Source organism: Halorubellus litoreus (assembly GCF_037081675.1).
In the GTDB taxonomy this organism is placed as follows: domain Archaea; phylum Halobacteriota; class Halobacteria; order Halobacteriales; family Natrialbaceae; genus Halorubellus; species Halorubellus litoreus.
The window spans coordinates 341170-368118 of sequence record NZ_JAZAQL010000004.1; the positions used below are offsets into that span (position 1 = coordinate 341170).

22 protein-coding genes are annotated in these 26949 nt (G+C 62.0%); 17 read left to right on the plus strand and 5 right to left on the minus strand.

Annotated features, from left to right (window positions below; genetic code table 11):
- Positions 1-178: 178 nt before the first annotated feature.
- The 8 genes from VYJ16_RS19100 to VYJ16_RS19135 all read left to right on the plus strand — a co-directional run bounded on the left by VYJ16_RS19100 (position 179) and on the right by VYJ16_RS19135 (position 8823).
- Complete coding sequence (locus tag VYJ16_RS19100) at positions 179-697, plus strand: zinc ribbon domain-containing protein (protein ID WP_336351914.1); 519 nt, start codon at positions 179-181, stop codon at positions 695-697.
- On the plus strand, positions 690-1304 hold the full coding sequence (locus VYJ16_RS19105) for a TetR/AcrR family transcriptional regulator (RefSeq protein WP_336351915.1): 615 nt from the start codon (positions 690-692) through the stop codon (positions 1302-1304). Before VYJ16_RS19100 ends, VYJ16_RS19105 begins: the two co-directional genes overlap by 8 nt.
- Positions 1301-2761 (plus strand): MATE family efflux transporter, encoded by a 1461-nt coding sequence (locus VYJ16_RS19110; RefSeq protein ID WP_336351916.1) that lies wholly within the window; start codon positions 1301-1303, stop codon positions 2759-2761. The genes VYJ16_RS19105 and VYJ16_RS19110 overlap by 4 nt, the downstream gene beginning before the upstream one ends.
- Entirely contained in the window at positions 2754-3662 is a 909-nt protein-coding gene (locus tag VYJ16_RS19115) for a hypothetical protein (RefSeq protein WP_336351917.1), read from the plus strand. The genes VYJ16_RS19110 and VYJ16_RS19115 overlap by 8 nt, the downstream gene beginning before the upstream one ends.
- A gap of 323 nt (positions 3663-3985) precedes the next feature.
- The gene (locus VYJ16_RS19120; RefSeq protein WP_336351918.1) at positions 3986-7009 is read left to right on the plus strand and encodes an MMPL family transporter; all 3024 of its coding nucleotides are present in this window, start codon (positions 3986-3988) and stop codon (positions 7007-7009) included.
- A gap of 1 nt (position 7010) precedes the next feature.
- Complete coding sequence (locus tag VYJ16_RS19125; RefSeq protein WP_336351919.1) at positions 7011-7418, plus strand: TrmB family transcriptional regulator; 408 nt, start codon at positions 7011-7013, stop codon at positions 7416-7418.
- Between the two features lie 9 nt (positions 7419-7427).
- Positions 7428-8249: an IS5 family transposase gene (locus VYJ16_RS19130; protein ID WP_336351920.1), complete on the plus strand. Its 822-nt coding sequence runs from the start codon at positions 7428-7430 to the stop codon at positions 8247-8249.
- Positions 8250-8499: 250 nt separating this feature from the next.
- The gene (locus VYJ16_RS19135; RefSeq protein WP_336351921.1) at positions 8500-8823 is read left to right on the plus strand and encodes a hypothetical protein; all 324 of its coding nucleotides are present in this window, start codon (positions 8500-8502) and stop codon (positions 8821-8823) included.
- A gap of 120 nt (positions 8824-8943) precedes the next feature.
- Here the strand turns inward: VYJ16_RS19135 and VYJ16_RS19140 are convergent, their stop codons facing one another.
- Together VYJ16_RS19140 and VYJ16_RS19145 are read right to left on the minus strand one after the other, a co-directional pair.
- The gene (locus VYJ16_RS19140; RefSeq protein ID WP_336351922.1) at positions 8944-9579 is read right to left on the minus strand and encodes a hypothetical protein; all 636 of its coding nucleotides are present in this window, start codon (positions 9577-9579) and stop codon (positions 8944-8946) included.
- The gene (locus tag VYJ16_RS19145) at positions 9566-12337 is read right to left on the minus strand and encodes a hypothetical protein (protein ID WP_336351923.1); all 2772 of its coding nucleotides are present in this window, start codon (positions 12335-12337) and stop codon (positions 9566-9568) included. The genes VYJ16_RS19140 and VYJ16_RS19145 overlap by 14 nt, the downstream gene beginning before the upstream one ends.
- A 360-nt stretch (positions 12338-12697) precedes the next feature.
- On the opposite strand from VYJ16_RS19145, the gene VYJ16_RS19150 reads away from it, so the two are divergent.
- The 7 genes from VYJ16_RS19150 (at position 12698) to VYJ16_RS19180 (ending at position 20011) form a co-directional block, all read left to right on the plus strand.
- Positions 12698-13519, plus strand: coding sequence for an IS5 family transposase (locus tag VYJ16_RS19150; RefSeq protein ID WP_336351924.1), 822 nt, complete (start codon positions 12698-12700; stop codon positions 13517-13519).
- Between the two features lie 676 nt (positions 13520-14195).
- Positions 14196-14519, plus strand: a complete 324-nt coding sequence (locus VYJ16_RS19155; RefSeq protein WP_336351925.1) for a hypothetical protein — start codon at positions 14196-14198, stop codon at positions 14517-14519.
- 119 nt (positions 14520-14638) lie between these two features.
- Entirely contained in the window at positions 14639-15148 is a 510-nt protein-coding gene (locus VYJ16_RS19160; RefSeq protein ID WP_336351926.1) for a PAS domain S-box protein, read from the plus strand.
- Positions 15145-15624 (plus strand): sensor histidine kinase, encoded by a 480-nt coding sequence (locus tag VYJ16_RS19165; protein ID WP_336351927.1) that lies wholly within the window; start codon positions 15145-15147, stop codon positions 15622-15624. The genes VYJ16_RS19160 and VYJ16_RS19165 overlap by 4 nt, the downstream gene beginning before the upstream one ends.
- 1489 nt (positions 15625-17113) lie before the next feature.
- Positions 17114-17911: an IclR family transcriptional regulator gene (locus VYJ16_RS19170; protein WP_336351928.1), complete on the plus strand. Its 798-nt coding sequence runs from the start codon at positions 17114-17116 to the stop codon at positions 17909-17911.
- Positions 17912-18221: 310 nt separating this feature from the next.
- Positions 18222-19592, plus strand: coding sequence for an aspartate aminotransferase family protein (locus tag VYJ16_RS19175; RefSeq protein ID WP_336351929.1), 1371 nt, complete (start codon positions 18222-18224; stop codon positions 19590-19592).
- A gap of 32 nt (positions 19593-19624) precedes the next feature.
- Positions 19625-20011 carry a Rid family detoxifying hydrolase gene (locus tag VYJ16_RS19180; RefSeq protein WP_336351930.1) on the plus strand — a complete coding sequence of 129 codons (387 nt, stop codon included), beginning with the start codon at positions 19625-19627 and terminating at the stop codon, positions 20009-20011.
- Positions 20012-20037: 26 nt separating this feature from the next.
- Here VYJ16_RS19180 and VYJ16_RS19185 read toward each other — a convergent pair whose 3' ends face one another.
- On the minus strand, positions 20038-20691 hold the full coding sequence (locus VYJ16_RS19185) for a DUF8102 family protein (RefSeq protein ID WP_336351931.1): 654 nt from the start codon (positions 20689-20691) through the stop codon (positions 20038-20040).
- A gap of 471 nt (positions 20692-21162) precedes the next feature.
- On the opposite strand from VYJ16_RS19185, the gene VYJ16_RS19190 reads away from it, so the two are divergent.
- Positions 21163-22782 (plus strand): BCCT family transporter, encoded by a 1620-nt coding sequence (locus VYJ16_RS19190; RefSeq protein ID WP_336351932.1) that lies wholly within the window; start codon positions 21163-21165, stop codon positions 22780-22782.
- A 108-nt stretch (positions 22783-22890) separates the two neighbouring features.
- Positions 22891-24249, plus strand: a complete 1359-nt coding sequence (locus VYJ16_RS19195) for an aminotransferase class III-fold pyridoxal phosphate-dependent enzyme (RefSeq protein ID WP_336351933.1) — start codon at positions 22891-22893, stop codon at positions 24247-24249.
- 32 nt (positions 24250-24281) lie between these two features.
- On the opposite strand, the gene ilvA is transcribed toward VYJ16_RS19195, so the two are convergent.
- Both ilvA and VYJ16_RS19205 read right to left on the minus strand, forming a co-directional pair.
- Positions 24282-25541, minus strand: a complete 1260-nt coding sequence (gene ilvA, locus VYJ16_RS19200) for a threonine ammonia-lyase (protein WP_379762816.1) — start codon at positions 25539-25541, stop codon at positions 24282-24284.
- Between the two features lie 35 nt (positions 25542-25576).
- Positions 25577-26857, minus strand: coding sequence for an amidohydrolase (locus tag VYJ16_RS19205; protein WP_336351935.1), 1281 nt, complete (start codon positions 26855-26857; stop codon positions 25577-25579).
- Positions 26858-26949 lie beyond the last annotated feature (92 nt).

Sequence of the window (26949 nt, forward strand, 5' to 3'; positions counted from 1 at the left end):
TCCTCGGTGCGTTCGCGTGGAGGCGTTGCGTGTCTGTCTCTGGAGTGTGGTGTGGGTGGCGGTCGCTGGTGGTCGATTCTTGCGGGTGTTGCTTCGACGGGGACGGGGGTACGTCATTTGGTGCTGTGGTGGGTGACGGGTCACAGGACTTATGCTGACTGAACGTTTATTCAGCATCATGGTCGAACGTTCATCCGCCAGACGCCCCTGGCTCGCCGCACTGCTCGGCGTCCTCGCTACAGGCGCCGGCCACCTCTACCTGCGCCGCTGGCTCCGCGCCATCGGGTGGCTCGCCCTCACCACCGCCGTCACCGTCCTCTACGTTCCCGAACCGGTCCTCACAGCAGCGACCGCGGCCGACACCGTCCCGCTCGAACCCTTCCTCCCAACGCTCACCGTCATCGCACTGAGCGTCACGGACGCCTACCTCATCGCCAAACTCAGTAACCGCCTCCACGCGTCGCTGGGCAACCGCGGATCCAGCCAGACCAACACCACCCCCCGAGACGACGCCGCCAACGCCACGTACCCCGTCGGCGACCCCGACACCGACAACACCGACGCCACCGACGACAGCGTGGACTGCCCACACTGTGGGAAGCCCCTCGACCCCGACCTCGAGTTCTGTCACTGGTGCACGACCGACCTCGGCGACTTCGACAGCCACCGACCCGAACGAGGACGGGACGATGTCTGAGGACACCGCCGACGCGGAAGGCACCAGCACCCAGATCCAGATCATGGAAGCCACCTACCGCGCCCTCCGCAGATACGGTTACACCGACCTCACAATCGCCCACATCGCCGAGGAGTTCGACAAGAGCAAGTCCCTGCTCTACTATCACTACAGCTCCAAGGACGAACTCGTCGCTGCCTTCATCGAGTTCGCCGGCGACCGCTTCCTCGCGTCCCTCGACGACATCGACGAATCCGACCCGCTTGCGACGGTCCGGCGAATCGTCGACGTGTACCTCGCCGTCGACGTCGACGACGACATGCGGGACGCCCAACGTACCATCATCCAGCTCCGAGCACAAGCCATCGGTACCCCCCAGTACCGCGCGGAGTTCACGCGAATCGACGCCGCCCTCCGCGACCGCATCGCGACCGCGATCGCCGACGGCATCCAGACCGGTCGTATCCAGGAGGACATCAACGCCGAGCGTGCGGCCACCTGGCTGCTGTCGTCGCTCAACGGCGCGATGCTCGAACGTTACACCGCTGACCACGACGTCGTCGAACCAGTCCGCGGGATGATTCACGCGACACTCGACGACCTCGCGGCCGACGACCTCCAGGCATGAGTACGCGAGACGTCAACCTCACCGACGGCGACCTCCTGAAGCCACTGTTGGTCCTGTCGCTCCCCATCGTTCTCAGCCAACTGCTCCAGGTCGGGTACAACCTCGCGGACACCTTCTGGGTCGGCCGCCTCGGACAGGAGGCCGTGTCGGCCCTGTCGTACTCGTGGCCGCTCGTCTTTCTCATGATATCGGTCGCGGGCGGCTTCACGGTCGCCGGAACCGTCCTGGTCGCCCAGAACAAGGGCGCGGGCAACGACGATCAGGTGAACTACGTCGCCGGGCAGACCATCGCGTTCGTCACGATCGTCGCACTGGCGTTCTCCATCCTTGGATACGTCCTCTCGCCGTGGCTCGTCGACCTCGTCGGCGCAACTCCGGGCAGCGTCGAGTACCAGCTCGCCGTCGAGTACACTCGCACGATCTTCATCGGCGTGCTGTTCATGTTCGGGTTCTTCATCTTTCAAGCGCTCCTCCAGGGTTGGGGTGATACGCGAACCCCGCTGTACCTGATGGCTCTGGGCGTCGCCCTGAACGTCCTCCTCGACCCGTTCCTCATCCTCGGATTCGAGGGGAACGTGCTGCTGTCCTGGCTCGGCCTCGACGGGTTGCAGTCGTCGCTGTACGCGCTCACCGGGTTCGCGGGGTTCGGTGTCCAGGGGGCGGCGCTCGCGACCGTGTTCTCGCGGGGAGTGGGCGCCCTGCTCGGGTTCTTCTGGTTGTTCTCCGGACGGGTGGGCATCCACCTGTCGGCGTCGGACCTCGTCCTCGACTGGTCGATGGTCAAGCGCATCGTCTCACTGGGCGCGCCGGCGAGCGTCGAGCAGTCAACGCGCGCACTGGGCATCACGGTCCTGACGGCGCTCGTCGCGTTCGCCGGCGACGACGCGGTCGCGGCGCTCGGTATCGGGAACCGCATCAACTCGCTCGTGTTCCTCCCGGCCCTCGGCCTGGCGCGCGGGACGGAGACGATGGTCGGGCAGAACCTCGGCACCCAGCAGTCGGGACGCGCCCGGAGGGCAGTGCTCTACAGTTCCGGTATCGTCGCGGGAGTGCTGGCGGTCGTCGGCGTGGTGGCGTACGCGTTCGCCGACCCGATCACGAGCGTGTTCATCGCGGACGCACCCGACGTGGTCGCACTCGGTGCGGATTACCTCCGCATCATCGGACCGACGTTCCTCTTCATCGGGGTGTTCCAGGTAGTCCAGGGTGCATTCCGTGGGAGTGGGAGCACGCGGCTCGCGATGGCGTTCGCGATTCTCTCGCTGTGGGTGTTCCGGTTGCCGCCGGCGTACGTCTTCCAGGAGGTTCTCGGCATGGGTGCCAGTGGCGTGTGGCTGGCGATAGCGCTGTCGAACGTGCTATCGATGGTCGCCGCGGTGGCGTGGTTCGCGCGTGGGACCTGGACGAGCAACGTGGTCGCAGCGGAGCCGGCTGGGAAGGTGTCGGGCGATGACTGAGATCGAATCGCCGGCCCGTCTGGTGTCGGCACGCGCGGCGTCGCTTGCTCGGGCGACGGAGTCCCGGCTGGACGGGCCCGTTGCCATGGAGCGACCGCGTGCGCTCGGGTCGGGATTCGGCGCGGGCGACGTGGGAGTGCCGTCGCTGGTTGCGGCGTTGGTCGTCGAGACGATGCAGGACGGGACGGGAGGCGGGACGGCGGGAAGCGGAGTGGCGGGCAGTGAACCGCCAGCGGCGGCAGTCCGGACCGGGCTTGCCGTCGAGGCACTGGATCGACAGGGCCAGGCGTTGGCCACGGTCCCCGCTATCGCTGCGCGAGAGGGTGACGGGAGTGCGGTGACGGAGTCTGTCCTGTGGTGTGATTGGTTGCACGCTCGCGCCCACGAGTTGCTGGTGGGTGGTTCGGAGCGCGGGGAGCGGGTGGTGTCGGCGGTGCGGAGCATGGGGCGGGAGGTCGCGTCGCGGAACGAGCGTCGAGAACCGGGCCAAGTTGCCTCTGAACCGGTGGTCGCGGTGCCGTCGAGTGTCGTCGATGAGGGGACGGATTCGGTGATCGTTCGCGGGAGTGGGTGTTCGTGTGCGATGGCTGCGCGCATCGGTGGCCTGGTCGGTGGTGCGAGGCCGGACGTGCTCGACCATACGGTGACGTATGGCGAATTGGTCGACGAATCCGTTCGGGAATTTGGCCGGCAGATGATCGGTCGGTTGGGTGGGACGGCTGTCTCCGGGGGTGCGTTGGATCCTGCCGTCGGCGTCGCGGGTGGCGCGGGCGTGGTCCAGGATGACGTGGAGGGGTGCGAATCGGCGGGGTCGAGTGAGGGTTCGGACTCACTGTGCTGGCAGGCGCTGTGGTGGCTGCTCCTGGCGGTGGACGGAGGCGCTTCTGAGATGCAGCGGTGAGTGTACTGTCGGTGGTTTGGGCAGACGAGTCGCAACATACAAGTATTGACTGTACGTTCAGTAGATTTGCAGTGGTGGGCGGGGTACTTGCCGCCTCGTCTACCACCGACGACCGGTCGCCTGCTGAAACGAAGCGGTGGCAAAGATGCCGGCCCACAGGCACCTCAGGTTCGGAATCCCCCTGTTCGAGCCTTTTTTCGATGCAATCGTAGACAGTGACGAGAGCAAACGCTACCCTTTTGTAGACTGAACGTTTAGTCAGCACCGACGAACTGTGAGTACCACACTGACACCACGACCACGAATCACACGGAGGTATCGACATGGGACGGCTTGACGGCCTCTTCGAGACCGTAACGGAGCACTCGCGAATCGTCATCGCGCTCATGCTCGTCCTCACCGTCGCCGTCGGCGCCGGCGCCAGTGGAATCGACCAATCGAGCTCGCTCGACCAGTTCCAGAGCGAATCCGAGGAGTCCAAGAAACTCTCCTACATCGAGTCGAACTTCTCCACTGGCTCCGACAACACGACGAGCACACAACTCATCGTCAGGGACGACAACGTCCTCGACAAGGCGACCCTCGTCGACATCATCGAACTGGAACAGCGACTGCAGCAAAACGACACCATCGGGACCACGCTCGCGGAGAACAACTCCGTCGTCGGCATCTCGAACATCGTCGCAACGGCCGCCATCCAGAGCGAGATCGGCGCCGAACTCCAGCAAAAAGCGACGCGATTCGAGCGCCTGAACGCGACCGTCGTGGAAGAATCCGCCGCGCTCCAGCGCGAACAGGCCGCACTCGAACAACGGAGTACCGCGCTGAACGAGACCGTCGGGCTCCTTCGGGGCGCCCTCGACACAGTGCGTGCGAACCCGAACGCCGACATCCGAACGCAGTACGAACAGGTCGAGGCGAACACGACCGTCGACATCAGCGACGACTACGCCACGTTCGAAGCCGCCGCCGAACAGCTCCGGAACGCCACCTCGCGCGACGAAGCCGAGGCCGCGTACCGGCAAGGCACACAAGGCGTCCTCGCTGAACAGTTCGCCACGCTCCAGCAACGCGGTGCCGAACTCGAGGACCGCGGTGAAGCACTCGAAGCCAAGGCAACCGAGCTCAAGGAACTCGGCCGGGAACTCGCTGCCCTGAAGACCGAACTCGAGGCCAAGTCGAACCCGAGTCTCGACACACAACTCGAGCAGCTCCGCTCGATGAATCAGAGCGAGATCGACGACACCCTCTCGCTCGTCCTCGGCGAGGACAGCGACGGCGGCGGCGCCGCTTTCGCGTTCATGCCCACCAGCTACGAGCCGGGTAGCACGAGTGCGAACGCGACGATGCTCATCGTCACGCACGCGTCCGGTGGCGGCGCCGCGACGGGGACCGCCCCCGACCGCCTCGTCGACGCGCAACTAGCGATGCAGAGCGTCACGAACGACGTCGGCGACGGCACTGACGTCCTCGTCTTCGGGTCGGGCATCATCTCCGACGAGATCAACCGGTCGATGGCGGACAGCCTCGCCATCGTCGGGCCGCTCGCGCTCCTGTTCGTCGTCGTCGCGCTCGCCATCGCGTACCGCGACCTCATCGACATCCTCCTCGGCGTGTTCGGCATCGGCGCCGTCCTCGTCTGGACGTTCGGCTTCATGGGCTGGGCCGACATCGCGTTCAACCAGATGATGATCGCGGTGCCGGTGCTCCTCATCGGGCTGAGTATCGACTACGCGATACACATCTTCATGCGCCACCGTGAGGAGCGGAACAACCGCCACACCGCGAGTGACGTCCGCGGCGCGATGCGCGTCGGCCTCGTCGGCGTCGGCGTCGCGCTCCTGTTCGTGACCGCGACGACTGTCATCGGGTTCCTCGCGAATCTCACGAGTCCCATCCCACCGATCAAGGACTTCGGTATCGTGAGCGCGGTCGGTATCTCCGCCGCGATGCTCGTCTTCGGCGGTCTCGTCCCGGCGCTGAAGGTCGAGATCGACGAGTTCCTCGAAGGCCGCTTCGACTGGGACCGCAAGAAGACCGCGTTCGGGACCGGTGGCGGCCGATTCAGTAGCGTGCTCGCCGCCGGCTCGACCGCTGCACGCAAAGCGCCTTACGCCGTCATCGCCGTCGCGCTCCTCGTGAGCGCCGGCGGTGCGTACGGTGCCACGCAGGTCGACACGAGCTTCAACCAGGAAGACTTCCTCGCGCAGGACCCCCCTGAGTTCACGAAGGACCTCCCGGAGCCGTTCGCGCCAAGCGACTACACTGCCAAGGACAACCTCGAATACGTCAATCAGAACTTCCTCCGCGAGGACTCCCAGGCGCAACTCCTCGTCCAGGGTGACGTCGCGACACCAGACGCGTTGGAGCGGCTCGATGCCGCTCGCGACGCCGCCGCGGACAAGGACGCGGTGCAGGTACTCTCGAACGGCGAACCGAACATCCAGGGGCCACTGTCGGTCATGGAGACGGTCGCCGCGGAGAACGAGACGTTCAACGCGACGTTCCATGCCGCGGACACCGACGGTGACGGTGTGCCCGACCGGAACGTCAACGCCGTGTACGGCGAGCTGTTCGCAATTGCGCCCGACGAAGCCGCGGGCGTCATCCACCAGACGGAGGACGGCGAGTACGCCGCCGCGCGCCTCGTCATCTCCGTGAACGGCGGCGCGTCCAGCACGGCCGTCACCGAGCAGATGCGCGCCGTCGCAGACACCGCCGGCGGGAACGGGCTCGAAGCGACCGCCACCGGCCAGACGATCCTGTTCAAGATCGTGCAGGACAACCTGCTCCAGACGGTCATCGAGAGCCTGCTCATCACGCTCGTCGCCGTCGTCGCGTTCCTCATGATCACCTACCGAATCGCCGAAGGGAGCGCGACCCTCGGGTTCGTCACCATCCTCCCGGTCATCCTCAGCGTCAGCTGGATCCTCGGGACGATGTTCCTGCTCGACATCCCGTTCAACATCCTGACCGGGATGATAACGAGCCTGACCGTCGGACTCGGAGTCGCGTACAGCATCCACCTCAGCGAACGCTACAACCAGGAGCTCGAACGCGCAGACTCCATGTGGGAGGCGATGCGGACCGCTGTGACCGGGACCGGCGGGGCACTGCTCGGTAGTGCCGCAACCACCGTCGGCGGGTTCGGCGTGCTCGCGTTCGCCATCCTGCCGCCACTCCAGCAGTTCGGCATCATCACCGGAATCACCATCATCTACGCGTTCCTCGCGAGCGTGCTCGTCCTGCCGAGCCTGCTCGTGGTCTGGACGCGGTACGTCGGCCTCGACGAGGCAACGTCGATGGAGGCGACTCCCAACGCGGGTGAGGTGCCCGCAGAGGACTGACATGGACGAACGTGATGCGGTCGACGCGCTCGAGCACCTCGGACTCACGTCCTACGAGGCGAAGGTGTTCATCGCGCTCCAGAAGCTCGACACGGGGTCCGCGAGAGACATCAGCCGCATCGCGGACGTCCCCCGCTCGCAAGTCTACGGCGCTGCTGAGAGCCTCGAAGAACGCGGAATCGTCGAAGTCCAGCAATCGAATCCGATTCGGTATCGCCCCGTCGACCTCGAAGCGGCCAAGACACACTTGCGGTCGCGGTTCGAGGCGCACCAATCGGACGCGTTCCAGTACCTCGAACACGTCGAATGCGAACGGTCCGACACCGGGGATCGACAAGCGGACATCTGGACCATTAAAGGAGCGGAGGCTCTGTTGAAATCCTCAGAGAGTTACAGGTTCGCCTCGTAGTCTGACCAGATGGAAGCCCTCCCGAAGTCGCGGTTACTCCGGTTCGTTGAGCAAGCGATACACTTGGCTCGGCGAGCCGTCGCTCGTTACTCCTCGAAATTCTCGAAACGGCGGTACACACTTCATCAACACATCGTCTTGCTCTGTCTCAAGGTTCGGAAGAATACGACGTACCGGACGCTTCTTGACGAACTTATCGAGATGCCCCGGATTCTGAGTGCCATCGATCTGATGGAACTCCCCTCTCCCTCAACGTTGTGTAAAGCGTTCAATCGCCTTGATATGGCTGTTTGGCGGGTTCTTCTCAACCTCTCAGTCACGCTTCTTCCGACTAATGGTGTCGTCGGGATCGATGCCTCCGGTTTCGACCGCAGTCACGCCTCGAAACACTATACAAAGCGAACGAAGCTGACTATTCAGCAGTTGAAAGTCACGCTCCTCGTAGACACGAAGTCGAACGCAATCATCGACTTACACGTGACGACGACACGAAAACATGACTCGCAAATTGCGCCGTTGATTATCAAGCGGAATACCAGTGATGTAGGGATTCTCCTCGGCGACAAGGGAGACGATGACCAGAAGATTCGTGTATTAGCTCACGAGGAGGGTGTTCGCCCGCTCATCAAGCACCGCGAGTTTTCGTCGCTCCACAAGGCGTGGAACGCTCGGTTGGATGCTGACCTCTATGGTCAACGGAGTCAGAACGAGACAGTAAACTCCCGCCTCAAACGCAAGTACGGCGCATTCGTCCGCTCACGCTACTGGTGGAAACAGTTCCGTGAACTCGCTGTTGGCTGTCTCACACATAACATCGACAAGACACTCTGAGCGTTAGATACAGACAAAGCACTTACCGTTAGCATAAGTTCAGGTCGCTATGCGCATGCGCATTGGTTTCCTGACTGCGTTCGTCGTGGCGAATCTCGCTCTCGCAGGGTGTGCTACGTCGCCAGCAAGCCAGTCCACGCCAGCAGACACTACAATCGGTCCTCCAACTACGACGACCACGGAAGCCGGAACGACAATCGAGACGGCTGATGAAACATACTCATCGGCACCATCGACGACAGTGACCTGCATGGCGACGTCGCTCCGGTACAATGTGTCGGTGCCTGCGAAGCCTGCGAACCTGACCAGGGAAACCGCCACGGCGCTTGCAAAGAACTTCGACAGACGATACGAGAGAGCGCGGGTTAACGCCACCTACGACAACGTCACGGTCGATAGAATGTCGTTTCGGGAGGTCAATGTCCAGCGTATCGACAGGGGTTTCGAAGTTACGGTTCGATTGTACGTCCAGATCTCGGGTGAAGACCTCCACGCTAAATGGGCCTACCCGACAACCTATCGCATCACCGACCGCGAGTTTGAGCGAGAAGGACGAACACTCACTTGCTGGTGAAAAGCAGTCCTATCTAACGGCAGATTCATCTGGAAAGGTATCGAAACAATGGGATTTCAACAGAGCCTCTCAGTCATATCTCAGATGGTTTTCCGAATAAGCATCTGATGGGTAACTAGCTCACGACGGAGATTGGAGACGGGTTGAATACGAACCCGAATCTCTAATTGAAGCTAACGCTTCTTCGAAATGCTTGCGCTTCATCATGATTCGAGCTTTGTAATTGCCGAGCAGTTGGGTCGTCTCACGTTGGGAGAATTCGATATCGGTTTCGGAGCAAATTGCTCTAAAGAACGCAATTTCCCATTCGAAGAGCGGTTCAGCGAACCACGCGTATGCAGGATCTGATTCCTTTTTGTAATAACGGAGTGCTGCATCAAAAGCACTCTCTGCCTCCTCTATGTTACCGATGAGAATATTCAGGTCTGCTCTGGTCTCCTCCGCGAACCCCTGAAGCGCATTTCCAACCAACAATGACTCAGATGCATCTTTAAGCACTAATTTCGCGATATTGACCTGATTCTCTGCTCGCGTTTCGTTAGAATGGAGTTCAAAAGCGAGAGCAGAACACTGGAAATAGCACATCGATTGGCCCAACTCGTGTGGGATAATCGTAGCCGGATTTGGATAGTCGCACTGGGCTCGAGCACCATAAGCCGCAAGAGAGAAATGATGGCCTGCTAGCCCGTAGTCAGACTCCGAAAGGGCCGTTTCCGCGTTGGCTTGATGATCACGTACGGTATTAGCAGTCTTCATCGATTCTCTCTACACCATCTCGGTTTTCCATCTTGTTAACAGCCTCGTCTAAGGAATCATACATACCTTCGTTATTCAGCGTCGTGCTTACAACCCATTTTGCAAGGTCTCGAACCCCTTTGGGGCCTACTTTGATGATTACCCACCCTCCAGAACTGAGTTGAGAAATGTAGAATAGGTAAGGATCACCACTCGCACTGCCCCGCCAAACTTGTTTTGCGGTCTCAATGCTATCTAGTACTGTATCCCACTTATCAATTGGCTTCCGATCGTCAACGGGGTGGGTATTCGTTTTATCGATAACCACAGTGTTTCCACAGGGCCCCTCGACTGACTCATGTTGTTCAGCAGCCCGAAGAACCATATCACCGATGAGGGTAACTACTATCAGCTTTCCACCAGGAAGCTCTTTGATTATTTTTCTTTTTTCTCCACTTTTCCGGATAACTCGATCCGGATTCTGTAGAATGTCTTCAAGTTGATCCTGTGTAACAGAAGTCGTCTCGGAAATATACTCCCACCCATACCCTCGCTCGACGCCATCAGTTGTCGCATAGAATCCGCTCGACAGAATGACCGGCCTTGCTTGTCCGCTCATGTAATAGTGATCCACCACTTCCGCGCCACGCTTTCGGACCGTATTTGCGTCGTCAGCGGTGTAATCTACGGCGTAGAGGTAATAGGCGACGCCACCGACGGATGCGACAGACAGAGCAGTCGAGGTACTGATTAGAGACCCGACATTTCTGACAACATTGCGGGGATTAGTTGGATTTACTACACTGCCAGCTATGGCAGCACCCCCCTTCGATATTAGAGCCTTCTTTGCCGGACCGAAGTGATCAGTGCCAGTTGGCTCCACCAGAATCTGGCGCGAGTTCCCGTAAGTGTCGGAGACATTGATCCAGTACTTATCGGGGCGTTCATCAAGAGTTCCTGTTCCATCAAATGAGACTCGATACTCGCCCGATTCTCCGAATCCCTCTCCGAGTTTAGTTACAGAGGTCTCCCCCGTCGTCCATCCCGACCCGACATAATTATTATAATATCCGTTGCCGGAGATCGATATCGACGATTCGTCGTAGACGTAGAAGGTCACTCCCTTCTTGAAGTTGTCCGATGAGAGACCCGAGATTTGAGGGGGGTTGCTTTCGGTGAAAATTTGGGGGTCATACCCATCAAGGTATCCGTCATCATCGAAGTCAGCATTCCGAGGATCGCTTCCGAGAACGTCGATCTCTTCGTAGTCATTCAATCCGTCGTCATCTGAGTCTGGGTCAGCAGGGTCCGTGTACGCTTTTGCAGAAACGAACCCATTGCTATCGATGTCGATGGAGACCTCTTCAGAGTCCTCGAGGCCGTCCCAGTCGCTATCAGCAATCATTGGGTCCATGCTAGAGCGATCCCCCTCCCATGGAATTGGGACGGTGTACTGTTTTTCGACGTAGTCCCAGATCAGGTCTCCATCAGTGTCGTTTACCAACTGCGAGTTAGCTGTGACGACAGTGTCATCCGGAGCATCGACCGCGACGGCGACAGTTTCACCGGCGAAGTTGCTCGTCAGGTCGCGTTTGAACACCCCCGATCTCTTGGTCAGTGGAACGCTCGCATATTCATCGGAGTCGAGACTATAGATGAAGATCGTCGGTGGATCACGGGTGTCCAAGCCAGATACCTCATAGTCGAAGCGGAGCTGGACGGTGGCCTTCGAACTGTCGACATGGTACTCGTAGGTCGCGGTGGAGTCGACTGAGCCGTCGGAGTCATCTCCTCCCCCACTGCCATCAGAGGTCGTGGTTTCGGATGGCTGTTCAGTGGACGTGCCACTTCCGGTACCCCCTTCCGTGGTCGTCGTTGATTGGGTCGTTGTCTGTGTGGTTGTCGTGGTCGGGGGAGTCGTGGTTGTCGTTTCCGGACAACCGTCATCCGAATTCGGCGCGTATTGCTCTGGGCAGTCGTCCTGATTGTTCAGGAATCCGTCGCCGTCCGTATCGTCGTTGCCGTCACCGTCACCTAGACCAAACGTCGACACTGAATCGCTCTCGTCAGGATCCCCGACCACGAGCTTGCCGTCTTCGATGGAACAGGAACCCTCGCATTCAATTTCCTTCGACCCCATTGCTGGACGGTCCAGGTGGACCGTCGTCGCGTCCCGATACTCGGACATGTCGAAGACCGTAACCAGTCCATCTGTCTCGACAGTCCCCATCACCTTCCCATCGCTGACCGTCGTCGGGACCGACTGCCAGAGGTCCGGCGTCGAGGGATCGTAGACGAAGATCGAATACCTCGACGTGGCAGTCTTCGATTTCGTCGACGACAACGAAAGACTCTGACCCTCGTCATCCGAAGGTATATCGAACGTGACGTGCGTCGACGCGGACGTATCGGTTCCCGAGATCTCGACGACTGCAGTTTGATTCAGCGAGTTATTTCCGTAATTCCCGGTCTTATGGGAGACATTGACGCCAGCACTCGCGTTCCCAGCCCCTTCGATGGTTACTGAGGCCGTGGTATTCCCAGCACGGTGTTTCGTCCGATACGTCTCCTCAGCGTCTGGGACCCCGTCGCCATCTGTGTCCGCCTTGGTTGGATCGCTGCCGATTTCGAGTTCAGCCGCATCGTCGATCGAATCTCCATCGGTGTCAGGGTTCGCCGGGTTCGTTCCCAACGAGAGCACTTCTCGTGAGTCGTTGAGACCATCCCCGTCTGAATCGACGAGGAACAGACTCGAGTTGTGAGCGATCTCGGACTTCACCGAGAGTCCGTCTGCATCATAGTCGTCCTGTGGGTCGAGAACACCATCCTGGTCTGAATCCTCGTTCGACGCGTTGAGGTACGGACGGGTGAGCTCGTCGAAGTCACTGAGCGAATCGTTGTCCGTATCGACCGCGAACGGATTTGTCCCGGCGCTCGTCTCGATACGTGTCGGGACCTTGTCGCCGTCGAAGTCTTCGGCCCCGTCCTGGATGTCGTTTCTCGACTCGTTTGCCTGCGTATGCGTGCTATTGGAATTCGCGCTCAGCGGGCTCGTACCAGTGATCGTAATCTCAGAATAGTCTGTGAGGCTCTGTTGAAATCCTCAGAGAGTTACAGGTTCGCCTCGTAGTCTGACCAGATGGAAGCCCTCCCGAAGTCGCGGTTACTCCGGTTCGTTGAGCAAGCGATACACTTGGCTCGGCGAGCCGTCGCTCGTTACTCCTCGAAATTCTCGAAACGGCGGTACACACTTCATCAACACATCGTCTTGCTCTGTCTCAAGGTTCGGAAAAATACGACGTACCGAACGCTTCTCGACGAACTCATCGAGATGCCCCGGATTCGAAGCGCCATCGGCCTTGAGGAACTCCCGTCTCCCTCGACGCTGTGTAAAGCGTTCAACCGGCTTGATATGGCGGTTTGGCGCGTCCTGCTCAACCTCTCGATCACACTCCTCCCGACCAACGGTGTCGTCGGAATCGACGCCTCCGGTTTTGACCGGAGTCACGCCTCGAAGCACTACACCAAGCGAACGAAGCTGACGATTCAGCAGTTGAAAGTTACACTTCTCGTGGACACGAGAGTGAACGCAATCATCGACTTACACGTGACGACGACACGAAAACACGACTCACAAATCGCACCGTCGCTCATCAAGCGGAATACCGAACAAGTAGCGATTCTCCTCGGTGACAAGGGATATGACGACCAAAAGATTCGCGCGTTAGCCCGTGGAGATGATGTTCGTCCGGTCATCAAACATCGGGAATTTTCGCCGCTCCACAAGGCGTGGAACTCACGGTTGGACGCCGATCTCTACGGTCAGCGTAGTCAGAACGAGACAGTGAACTCTCGCCTCAAACGGAAATATGGCGCATTCGTCCGGTCACGACTCTGGTGGAAGCAATTCCGTGAACTCACTATTGCCTGTCTTGTTCATAATATCGACCGGTCACTATGAGCGGTAAAGATGGTTTTCACACACTGTTCAATCCAGAGTATTATCTGACAGTCACGAGACCCGCGAGAACGAGTAATACACCATACGAGATCGTTAACAGCGGTGTGACGAGACTGGAGGTTGAACCAATCGTGAGCCAGAGTGCAGTACCCAAACAACTAAGCGCGACAAGTGAGCTGAAAATTTCGATACGACGTGGCGTGGCAGTTCCAGTACGGACTCGACTATACAGAGCGTGTCCAAGGACAGCGATAGGAAAGACACCTGCGACCACGACCGCGAACTGAACTGCAACCACACCTGCCATGTTGAGTGCTGGCATAAAGTCGCTCAGAAGTGTCCCAAGGGCGTATAATCCGAGTAGGCTCACCAAGAGAACCGCAAGGGAACGTTCGACGCTACTGGCCGATGGACGCGGGAAGCGGGAGACCGTCTTACCCATGCAAAATCAACTCGTCCAAAGCGACATAAAGTCTCCGTCAAGAAGTCGGAATACTCTATTGAATAGTGCGCAGTCTGTATTCAGCATGGCCTCAGTAAACTACCAGCGGCTGAGGATTTCAACAGAGCCGGAGCGGACCAAATCGAAGCACGAGTCCGCAGCCTCGCATCGAACGCGGAGTCGAACCTGCTCTACGCCTGCAGCGGCGACGCACTCACGGCCGAGACCATCGACGTGTTGAACGAGCGTTCGAGCGCGCAGGTCGACGTCACATGCGTCAGTCGCGACGGCGACTTCGACGCGTTCCGTGACGCTGTCCAGACGGTCCGGTTCCCGGAGCGACTCCAGCCACCGCGCGAGCAGTCCGGGCGAGCGCTCTCGGTCGACAACCATAGTTTACTCCTGAGCGTCCGCGGAAACGACAGAGTTCCCGGCGCACCGGCCGAGACTGCCATCTGGAGCGACGAGACCGCGTTTGCTGCGGTGCTGTCCGAACTCCTCCAGAGCTGGTTCGCCACGCACCTCGACGTGGAGGTTCCGAGAACCACACCGGACTGACGTTCGGGCGCGAGTCGTGACGGTCGAACGACTCGTGCCAGGCGTCTCACTGCAGTCATACGGTTCAGACCTGACCCGCGGCACTATCCTTATTGTAGAGACTGCCCGTTCAGTCACCAATGGAAGACCGTACGACCCCTGAGAAACCGAAGGAACGCGACACCGAGTGGTATCGGACGATCGTGGAGGAGGTGAATGACCTCGCAACGGTCGTCGATTCCGACGGCACCATCACCTATGTGAGTCCCGCAATCACGCGAGTGTTGGGGTACGAGCCCGAGGATTTGATTGGTCATCAGGGGTACGGGTTCGTGCATTCCGACAACCAGGACCGGAACGCTGAAGCGATGGAATCCGTGCTCGAGGACGGGTCGAACGCTGAGAGCGTCGAGGTCAGGTTCCGGGACGCCAAAGGGTCCTGGCGGTGGATCGAAGCCACGATACGAAATCGCCTTGACGACGGCGTCATCGACGGCGTTCTGTTGAGCAGTCGAGACATTACGACACGGAAGGCAACGAGGCGGAGACTCGAGAGCTCGCCGAGGGCGCGCGCTTCTGGCAGACGAAACTCGCACCGGTCGCCTCCGATGGTGAGATCACGCAACTCGTGGGTATCACTCGGAACGTGACTGAGTGCGTGGAGCGGGAGCGACAGCTACGACAGCAAAACGAACGCCCCGACGAGTTTGCGAGCGTCATCTCACACGACTTGCGCAACCCGCTGAACGTCGCCGAGGCACGGGCGACGATCCTCGCCGAACAAGCAGAGAGCGAACACCTGGAACCATTACTGGAATCGCTCGACCGAATCGAAGCGATCGTCGAAGACACGTTGACGCTGGCGCGCCAGGGCAACACGATCCACGACGTGTCGGTCCGCGTCGGACGCCACGGCGAACGAGAAATCTACGTCGAGGACGACGGTCCAGGAATTCCAACCGACGAGCGCGACGCCGTGTTCGAACCAGGGCATTCATCAGATAGTGGTGGCACCGGCTTCGGCCTGACCATTGTCAAACGAATCGTGGAAGCTCACGGGTGGGAACTGGCTGTCTCCGACGGCATCGACGGTGGAGCACGCTTTGAATTCGAAACCACAGAATAAGGAGAGTGAGGCTTGTGCTGGGTGATTGAGCATTTTACAACGTCCAAGCCGAACTGTTGTTTGGACTGGAAGTAAGGTCGAACTCGACGAGTGGCTGGTTACACGGTAGATTCTAAAGAATAGAAGGCACGCATCAAAAGCCATCCTCCGAAGTTGTGTCCTTCCCTGAGTCCCAGAGAATCGCCCAGTTCTAGCTCTAAACTTTGCTATAGTCTGCTGCGGCTCGACGCCTCAGCAGCCGTTTGAATTCTTTTGGCCGCAACTATCGTTAGAATCAGAAATAGTGGCCGAATTCTGGCGGTACTGAACAGGTTTCTCCTCTGGGAGAGCAACCCCACGGAGTTCAGTCGGTGACTCAGGTGACATCAAGAAGCCCTTCCAACAGATTCAACGAATTTCCCAACTAGTGCGCAGTGTCTTGAGATACCAGAGTATAGTGTACGATTGACAGGTTTGTACGTCGGGCCTTGGAGTGGTTGGTGGACCACCTCGACGAGACGTCCGTCAAAGACCTTCAGGATGCCGTCGACAACGTAGAGGTGAATATAGCCAAGGAAGTGGCCAGTTGTAGCTCTCACGTACAGCTCGGTGTCTCGCAATATGGGCTAGGCAAGTGGTACGACCTTCGGCGGCACGATCGACCTGACACCGACGAGTCGCTCGAACGTGCAGTATCTAATACTCACGAAGATGGGTGGACAAGAGACCGCTCAGGAATATGTGAGGATGTGTTCGAGCAGACTCGATCGTTGGGCTGGAGGGTGCGCGTACTTCTAGACGTCGGCGGTACCGGGCCTGTGGGTCTGGATCGCTCCCCTGTGGCAGCGATAGGACGTGTCGATTGACGGCGTCGCCGCCGATGCTATCGTCGGTATCGATGTCGTGAACGAGGACTCTGTCAAGTCGTTGTGTTCCGGTCAACGAATTCGGGTTCGGTGCTGAACCTGTTGCCATGTTCCTCTGTCGTTACAGTCATATCCATGTAACACACTACGTCGGACCGCGTTCGAGTCGCTCGGGTGCACGTCGGTACTACCATCGAGCTGGGGAGAACCACGGCGCGGACGGTGTTACACCGGAAAGTAGCAGAGTATAATGATCGTTCAACGTGGGTTTGATACTTGAACGTTCGTCTCTCCGGAATAGTTCGAGGGTCGTACCAGTATTCCGGAGATTCAGACCGTGTTGACCCCTCTCAGTATCGACTGCGCCTGAGTTCATCCACGGAGACCGAACTCGTAAGAAGAAAATCGGGATCGGCCGGAAGAATTGAGATGATTTCATCTGGCTCTCGTGGCGAAACAACGCTGAGCCTATGTGTGACAACTACTCGCAAGGGACTATCGTGATAAACGTCCGACGCTGCGGAACCCTTGGCAGACCGTTTCTTCCGCCTCACAACCGCCATTTGACGGTTTCCAGGCGGATGACTCACGGTCTCGGGAGCGTCAGGCGTAAATCTATTAGCCCGCATCTCATGTCCCCGAGCATGGGCGACCACGACACGGCTGGCGGGCTCAAGACCACCGCAGTATCGCTATCGCTCATCGACCACATCCTCGAACTCGAGGGGGCGTCGATGGCGGACCTGACGGCGGCCACAGGTCTCGCGAAGAGCACGGTGCACACCCACCTCACGACGCTGGCGGAGTACGGCTACGTCGTGAACGTCGACAACCGGTACCACCTCGGGGCGAAGTTCGCCCACCTCGGCGACTACGTGCGAACGCGGAAGGACTACTACCGCATCGCAACGGAGGTCGTCTCCTGGCTGAGCGAAGAGTCGTCGATGGAGGTGGACTTCGCGGTGGAAGAACACGGCCGGATCGTGTCGCTGTACGGCGACCTCGAGTTCGCGAACTCACCGCACTTCCTCATCGACGGGAGCCCGTTCCACGTGCACACCACCGCCTCCGGCAAGGCGATAATCGCCGAGTACACCGACGATCGGGTCCGTGCCATCCTCGACCGGTGGGGACTCCCGGCGGCGACGGACCAGTCAATCACTACCGAGGAAGAACTGTTCGGGGAACTCGAACAGGTGCGCGAGCAGGGGTACGCGGAGAATCGTGGGGAGGCCATCGACGGATTCTGGGCGCTGGGGATGGCGGTGAAGTCACCGCTGGGTGAAGTGTACGGGTCGCTCAACCTGAGCGGCCCGGCCTACGTGGTCGACGACGAGACGAAGACGACGCAGATCGAACTGCTGGAACGGGCGGTCGAACGGTTCGAGAACGGTATCGAGGAGATGTACGAAAATCGAGCGAGTTCGGACGACGACGACTGACCCCTGGCGACGTGACAAGTCTCGGGCGGGTACCGCGTCGGTGAGACCCCGACCTTCGTCTGTTCAGCCAAGACGGTCGCCGTACTCCGCCAGTGGGCCCGAGCCCGTCGAGCTGGTCGGCGTCGGGTGGAGGGGTTTCGTCGCCCCGGTCGAACCCATGCTGGTGCTGCCAGTGTCTATCCGGGACACACCCAGCGCACGGACCGGTCAACTGTCGTCGCGCGCGCGTCCGAACGGGAACAGTTTCTGTGTACGTCTTCCATGGGAAGTGTGGACAAGTTATTTATAGTGGTTTCACATGGGTTGGGATATGGGCGCAGGTCCACCGATACACGAGCTACACTTCGACGACGCACCATCTGTCGAGTCGGTCCCGGGACCGAACTCGCAGCGACTCATCGAGAAGCAACAGCGCATCGACAGCAGCGCGGTCGCGTACCCAGAAGACATCCCGATCGCTCTCGAGGACGGGAAAGGAGCGACCGTCCGAGATGCCGACGGGAACACGTTCATCGATATGTTCGCGGGCATCGGCGTGATGAACGTCGGGCACTCGAACCCCTACGTGCTGGAGGCCGTCCACGAACAGACCGACAAGTACGTCCACACGGTCGACTTCCCGACCGAGGCACGGCTCGAACTCATCGAGAAACTGGACGAAATCGCACCGGGGAGTCTACAGGGCAACAACAAGGTCGTCTTCGGGGGCCCGACCGGGAGTGACGCCATCGAGGCCGCCATCAAGCTCGCGAAGTACAACACCGGCGGCACCGGACTCGTCGCGTTCCGCGGCGCGTACCACGGAGCGACCAGTGGCGCGATGAGCATCACGGGGAACAAGGACTTCAAGGGCGACTACACGCCGCTCCTGCCGGACGTGACCCACGCCCCGTACCCCAACCCGGTCGAGATGGAGAAGTCACCGCCCGAGGCGGTCGAGCACTCCCTCGAGGAGGTCAAGGCTATCTTCGACGACCCCTACGGCGGGTTCGCGAACCCGGCCGGCATCTTCGTCGAGCCCATCCAGGGCGAGGGCGGTGTCGTCGCCCCGCCGAAGGGCTTCCTGCAGGGGCTTCGCGACATCGCCGACGACAACGACGTCCCCCTGGTCTTCGACGAGATTCAGAGCGGCCTCGGTCGCTCCGGCCAGTGGTGGGCCAGCGAGTGCTACGACGTTACCCCGGACGTGATGACCACGGCGAAGGCGCTCGGCGGGACCGGCTTCCCGCTCTCGGCGACGATCTACGACGAGGAACTCGACACCTGGGGCTCCGGTGACCACGCCGGGACCTACCGCGGCCACGTCGTCGGCATGCGCGCCGGCACCCGCGCCATCGAGTACATCCAGGAGCACGACCTGCTCGCTCACGCCCGCGACCTCGGCGGGTACATCCGCGACCGGTTGGAGGAAGCCGCCGAAGCGAACCCCCGCATCGTTGAGGTCCGTGGGAAGGGCCTGTTCATCGGCGCGGAGTTCGTCGACGAGGACGGTAGCCCCGACGACGAGGCGGCGGACGAACTGCAGGACTACTGCTTCGAGCACGGCGTCCTCGTCTGGAAGGCCGGGCGGCACGGCAACGTCCTGCGCCTGCTCCCGCCGCTCGTCCTCACGCACGAGCTCGCCGAGACAGCGCTGGACGTCATCGTCGAGGGCATCGACGAGGTCACCGACCAACACTGACAGCGACTCGACCAAAGCACCCACCCCATCCCATGCCCGCAGACCGAGTCATCACGGACGACGCACCGCGCAACGACAATCCGTATTCGCAGGGCGTCCGGGCTGGCGACACGCTGTACGTTTCCGGCTATGGCCCCGTCGACCCCGGCACTATGGAAGACGTCGAGGGCGATCTCGAGGTCCAGACCGACCGGGTCCTCGACAACATCGCGGCGGTCGTGGACGAGGCCGGCGGCGACGGCCTCGACGACGTCGTGAAGGTTACCGTCTACGTCGCCGACCTGGACGATTACGACCGGGTCAACGAGGCCTACGGGGCCCGGTTCGGCGAGACGCCGCCAGCCAGGGTTTGCGTCGAGGTCTCGCGCCTGCCGGGTGACGTGCGCGTCGAGATGGACGCCATCGCTCACCTCGGCTGACACCGGGAGAAACGGCCGGAACCGGTTCAGTCGTTCTGTTCCTCGACGCGCTCGTCGCGACGGCGGTTCGCCGCGTCGACCTTCTCGACGAACGCCGACATCTGTGCCTTCATCTCCGAGCGGAGGTCCGCTGCGGAGAAGTCCTCGGATTCCGCGAGGAGCCTGACGAACGCCTGGAGTTCCTCGTCGGTGAGCTGTTCGAACTCGCCGTCCTCCAGTTTCCCGATGACGGTATCGACGTCGATCTGGCCGACCGGCTCGACGTTGAAGTCCACCGTCACCATCCGGTAGTCGGAACCCGCCAGTTCCTGCTCGGCCTTGTTGACCCCTTCGGCGAGCATGTCCTTGAACGGGGTGTAGTAGCCCATCGTTCCGAGGTGGAGGAACGCGAGCATGTCCGTGATGCCCTGCGTGTAGGCTTCGCGGTCCGTGGCGTTCGGGTTGAACACTGTCTCTCGGTCGCGTTCCTCGAGACACTCGAACAGGATTGTGAAGTCGAGGATGGCGTTACGAAGGCGGCGCCGGATGCGATTGCGTTTCTGCTTCTTGGAGTGCTCGGTGTAGTCGGTCTTGCGCCCGAGGAGGTACTCGCGGTCGCTCGGGGTGAGGATACCCCGGCCTCGGTCAGCCGAGTAGGTGAGGGCCGGGTCGTCGTCCGCGCGGTCGCCGTGTTCGTTCATATACAGAACCTGTTTACGCGTTCGATTAAACCTTACGAGAACTGGCGCGTTCGGGCGGCGTTTCACGCAGGTGGCGCTGGAACCGCCGATCTGTCTACAGTTCCCGTGTACTTGCGCGACGCGCCGTCGTGAAGACGCGGTTTCGACTGCCCGTTCGAGCGGTCCTCCCGCTGTGCCCGGGTTCGGTTACCCGAGTGCCCGGCGGGACAGCGCCCCGGATACACAGAAACCGTAGCCGACGTTACCAACAATCGAAAGATTTATGCTGGATATAGTTCTTTACCGTGGTACGGCACCGCGTAGCACAGCCACCCTCCACTGCACACACACGATGGGCTCCACCACACCTAACGAACGCGACGGTCGTCGTAGCGCACAGCTAAGGACTCTCCCTCGGCCCGACCCGGCCGCCACCACCGATCGGAGTGGTTGGCGTGCCCGGAGGGGCGCAACGACCGGGGGTGTTCGGCCGTGAGTACCTCTGACGGAGCAGTGTCGGAGTTCCTCGACGAGATCGAACCGACAATCTTCGCGTTCGGCGCGGCGATAACCATCCTCTTCGTGGTCGCGTTCAGCCTCCGGCCGGACGCCTCGCTCGAGCTGGTCAACGGCATCCGGCTCTGGATCCTCTCCACGTTCAACTGGTTCTTCCTCATCGCGATGCTGTCGTTCGTCCTGTTCCTGGCGTTCGTCATCTTCGGCCCGTGGGGGAAGCTCACGCTGGGAGACGAGAAGCCTGAGTACAGTTACTTCTCGTACTTCGCGATGATGTACTCGGCCGGCCTGGCCGCGGGTATCGTGTTCTGGGGCCCGGCCGAAGCCATGTTCCACTACTCCTCGGTCCCGCCGCTGTTCGGCGCCGAGGCGCAGAGTGCCGCGGCGATGCCGATCGCCGTCCAGTACTCCATCTTCCACTGGAGCGTCATCCAGTGGTCCTGCTTCACCGTGATGGGGCTGGGCATCGGCTACTTCGTCTACAACTACGACGCGCCCCTGCGCGTGTCAGCGGTCCTGACGCCGATCATCGGCGCGGACAACGTCGACGGTATCCTCGGCAAGTCCGTGGACATAGCCGCGGTGTTCGCGACGCTCGGCGGCGTCGCCACCTCCCTGGGGTTCATCGGGAGCCAGTTCATCACCGGCCTCGACTTCCAGTGGGGCATCCAGCTCGGTGACATCGGGACCATCCTGGTCATCACCGGCATGGTCGTCATCTTCACCACCTCCCTCGTGCTCGGGGTCGACAAGGGCATCCGCCGCCTGTCGAACTTCAACATGGTGATGTTCCTGCTCCTGATGGTCGCGACCCTCGTCTTCGGTCCGACCCTGCGCATCCTCGAGCTTGGGACCCAAGCCGTCGGTGGCTACATCGGGAACTTCTTCGAGATGAGCCTGTACACGCAGGCCGCCGCCACGCAGACGCAGAAGTGGGTCAACATCTGGACGGTGTTCTACTGGCTGTGGCCCCTCGCGTGGTCGCCGTTCGCCGGCCTGTTCATCGCCCGCATCTCCCGCGGTCGGAGCGTCCGGGAGGTGGCGTTCGCCGGTATCGGAGCGACCTCGCTGGCGACCATCCCGTGGTTCGCCATCGTCGGCGGCGCCGGCGTCCTCATGCAGAACAGCGGCTCGGCGAGCATCCTCGGTCCCATCTCCGAGTACGGCGAGGCCGTCTCCGGCTACGTCCTGTTCGGGAACCTCCCCGTCGTGGGACCGCTGCTCCTGTTCGCGTTCCTCGTGCTCGTGACGACGTTCTTCGTCACCTCCGCGGACTCCTCGACGCTGGCCGTCGCGATGATGACCAGCGGCGGGAAAGAGGAGCCCTCGTCGATCAACCGCATCTTCTGGGCGCTGCTTCAGGGTGCGGTCGCGTCCATCCTGATGGTCGTCGGAGGTGTGCAGGCGCTGCAGTACGCGGCGATCGTCACCGGCGCGCCGTTCGCGTTCATCTGCGTGGTCACGATGCTCGGGCTCATCCGGAGCTTCCAGCGGGACTACGGGAGCGTCCTCCTGCAGGAACGGACGAACCTCTTCGGTCGGCCCGAGGAGAAGAAGCAACAAGCGGGCAATGCCGCCGTGACGGACGACGACTGACCTCGCGGCACCGTTTCGGTCTCCTTTCTCGCGCGGCACGCACCGGGAAGCTCCCACGAGAGCAGTCCCATAACAAGTTTTAATGTATGCCATCAACGATTGTTGTGTATGGATAGAGATTCCGCGGAGCCCGACCCAGCAGCGCTGCCCGGGCCCAACGCCGAGAAGTGGATCGACCTCCACGCCGAGAACGCCGCACCGAGCGAGTACTCCCACGAGTTCGTCTGGGACGTGACAGCCGAAGCCGACGGCCCGTTCGTCACGGACGTCGACGGGAACGTCCTGCTCGACTTCACCTGCCACATCGGGGCCGCGCCGCTCGGGTACAACAACGAGAAGGTCCTCTCGAAGTTGCGCGAGTTCGACCTGGTCGAGCCGATGAAGATCGCAGGCCAGGACATGTACTTCGGCACCGGCTCGGACCCGGAGACCGCCGAGTTCCCGGGGTCGAGTCACCTCATGGACCAGTTGACGGACGTCTCCTCGCAGTACGGAATGGACACCGTCTTCCTCTCGAACTCCGGCGCGGAGGCCGTCGAGAACGCGATGAAGATAACCCACGACCACCAGCCGCCCGCGAAGTACGGCTACGCCTTCGAGGGGAGCTTCCACGGACGCACCCTCGGGACGCTCTCGCTCACGAAGTCCAAGGAGGTGTACACGCGTCACTACCCCGAGGTCGCGGGCATCCAGACGGTCCCGTTCTGCGAGGACCGCGGCTGTTCGACCGGTAGTTGCGACTGCGGCTTCTTCGAGCGCGACGGCTCCCGGTTCCGGAACTCGCTCTCGCCCGAGGGCGGGCACGTCAACCCCGACGAGGTCGCCTTCGCCATCCTCGAACCCATCCAGGGCGTCGGCGGCTACCGCTTCCCCAGCGACGAGTTCATGGCCGAGGTCGGCGACGTCTGCGACGAGTACGACATCCCGCTCGTCGTCGACGAGATACAGGCCGGAGTCGGGCGGACCGGCGAGATGTGGGCCGCCGACCACTACCCGATCGAGCCGGACGTCATCGCGAGCGCGAAGGGACTCCGCGTCGGCGCCACCATCTCCCGGTCGGAGATCTTCCCGGACGAGAAGAACCGACTCGGATCCACCTTCGGCGGCGGCGACCTGCTCGCGTCGATGCAGGGCGCGCTCACGCTGGAGGCCATCGACGAGTACGACCTGCTCGACAACGCGACAGAGCGCGGCCGGCAGGCGAAAGAGCGCATCCGCGACGACGCGCCGGACCACGTGGTCGACGTCCGCGGGAAGGGACTCATGCTCGCGGTCGAGTTCGACACCGCCGAGCGCCGCGACGCCGTCGTCGAGGCCGCCCTTGAACGCGGCTTGCTGACGCTCGGCTGCGGGAAGAAGACCATCCGCCTGCTCCCGCCGCTCGACTCCACCGAACGCGAGATCGAGCTCGGCACGAGTCTGTTCTGCGAGGCGATGGACGCGGTCGCGACCCAGGCGGTTGCTTGAACGGCCCCGCGAGAAGAGAACCCGCTCCGTCCTCAGTCGTCCAGCGAGAGCCCGCCGATCGCCACCGCTTCCAGACTCGCCAGTTCGGCCAAGACGTCGCGGAGGTGGCTGGCACCGCTGCCCGCGAGCCCGACCGATACCGGGACGCGGTTCGGCGGGTCGGCTGCGGTGCGTCGCGCCCGTTCGACCACGTCGAGTTCGGCGCCTCCCGAGTCGACGGTCTCCGCGACCGCGCCGAGCGACCGCGGCCAGTCGTCGAGGTGGAGGCGGGCCTCGACGTATCGGTCGAGTTCCTGCAGGCCGGCCCGCGTCAGTTCTGCGTGTTCGGTGAGGTCGACGTTGCCCCCGGAGACGACGGCTGCGACGTGTTCCCCATCGACGTCGACCGCGCCGGAGAGGAGAGCCGCGACGGGGGCCGCGCCCGCGGTCTCGACGACAGTCTTCGCCCGCTCGGCGAGCAGCGTCGTCGCCACGGTCAGGTCGGCGTCGCTGACCGCGACCACGTCGTCCACGCGCTCGCGGACGACCGCGAACGTCTGCTCCAGCAGGCGTGCGTCCGCGATCCCCTCCGCGACCGTGTCTATCTCGGAGAGCATCCGTATCTCGTCGGCCGCCAGCGACGGCTTCGCGTGGGCCGCCCCCTCTGGCTGGACGCCCACGACACGAATGTCCTCGTCGTGGGCCTTCAGGACGGTCCCAATCCCGGATATCAGGCCGCCGCCGCCGATGGAGACGAGGACGGTGTCCACGTCAGGGGCCTCGTCCAGGATCTCGAGCCCGACGGTACCCTGGCCGGCGATGACGTCGGCGTCGTCGAACGGGTGAACGAACTCGAGGCCGTGTTCGTCGGCGAGCTCGAGCGCGTACTCGTAGGCGTCCTCGTAGATTGGTCCTTCGACGACGACCTCGGCGCCGTAGCCCCGCGTCGCCGCGATCTTCGCCGCCGGCGTTATCTCGGGGACGACGATGGTGGTGTCGATGCCGAGCAACTGGCCGGCGAGCGCGACGCCCTGAGCGTGGTTCCCGGCGCTTGCGGCGACGACGCCGCGCTCCCGGACGTCCTCCGGGAGCTGCGCCATCGCGTTGTAGGCGCCGCGGATCTTGAACGAGCCCGTGCGCTGCATGTTCTCCAGCTTCAGGTCGACGTGGGCCGCGCCGCACCGCTCGGCGATGGTCCGGGAGCTGTCCAGCGGCGTTCGATGGACCACGTCGCGGAGGCGGTCGTGGGCGCCCTCGACGTCCGCGAGCGTGGCGACCTCGGCGGCGGCAGGGACGGCGTCGGTGCCGGGCATCGGCTCGCCCGCGACGTCCTCCTCTCGCCCCTGCGTCATGGACCGTCCTCCGCGACGGCGAGGATGGTGTCCGTGAGTACCTCGACGCCCGTCGAGAGGCTCCGCTCGTCCACGTCGAACGTCGGCGTGTGGTGGGCGGTCGGGTGGTCGGTGCCGACGATGCTGTAACACGCGAGGCCGCCGTCCTCCTGGACGCGCTCCATGAGGAACGTCGCGTCCTCGCTCGCGCCGAAGTCCGCGGTCCGGACGACGCGGTCGACGCTCGAGACGCCCTCGGCGACCTCGCTCACGACGTCGACGAGCTCCGGGTCGCTATCTGCGCGCGGGCTCTCGCTCACCACGTCGACGTCGGCCTCGCAGCCGTGCATCTCGGCGGCGGTCTCGAAGCGCGTCCGGAGTTCGTCCTTCGCGTACTCCATCAGCTCGGTCGTCTCGCCGCGGGCCTCCGCGATGGCCTCGACGTCTTCCGCGATGACGTTGCTCGCGGTCCCGCCCTCGACCCGGCCGACGTTGACGCGAGTCATCCCGTCGGCGTGCCGCGGGATGCCGTAGACGTTCTCGATGGCGGTTCCGAGCGCCTGGATGGCGTTCGCTCCCTCCTGGGGCGACTGGGCGGCGTGGGCGGACTCGCCCTCGATCTCGACGTCGACGTGGCACATCGCGAGCGGCTTCTCGATACCGGCGACGACCTCCCCGGTCGGGTGGTCGAGACCGACGTGGACCGCGAACAGGTAGTCGATGCCGGCGGCGTACTCGCTCTTCGCCATCGGTGCGCCCCCGCCGGATATCTCCTCGGCGGGCTGGAAGAACACGACCAGGCGACCGGAGAAGTCGCTCTCCTTGATGGCCGCGAGGGTGGCGAGCCCCCACGTCATGTGGGTGTCGTGGCCGCAGGCGTGCATGGTCTCGCCCGTCTCGGACCGGAACGCCTCGTCGGCCGGCACGTGTCCCGGGTCGTCGGACTCCTCGATGTACAACCCGTCGATGTCGACGCGCAGGCCGACCGTCGGTCCCTCGCCCTGCTCCAGGACCGCGACGGCGCCGGTGGTCCCACCGCGAAGCCGTTCCAGGACGTCAGGGTCCGCCCCGCGGTCGAGGGCACGCTGGTACCACTCGTCCAGCGTCTCCTCGTCCGGGACGGCCATCCTGTCGTCGGGGTCGTACGCGTCGGCGCCGACGGCGAGCTCGTCGACGCCGATGTCGCGCAGCTCCGCGACGAGCCTCGCGGTCGTGTGGAACTCGCACCACCCCGGTTCGGGGAAGCGGTGGAAGTCGCGACGCAGCTCCGCTAGTCGGGTGCTGACAGACTGGGCCATGTGCAACACTACCAATCTCCACGCACTTAACGATAAACGATATCCGTGGACAACGGATACACAAAGGACTAAGGTGAACCCTTGCCTTGGGT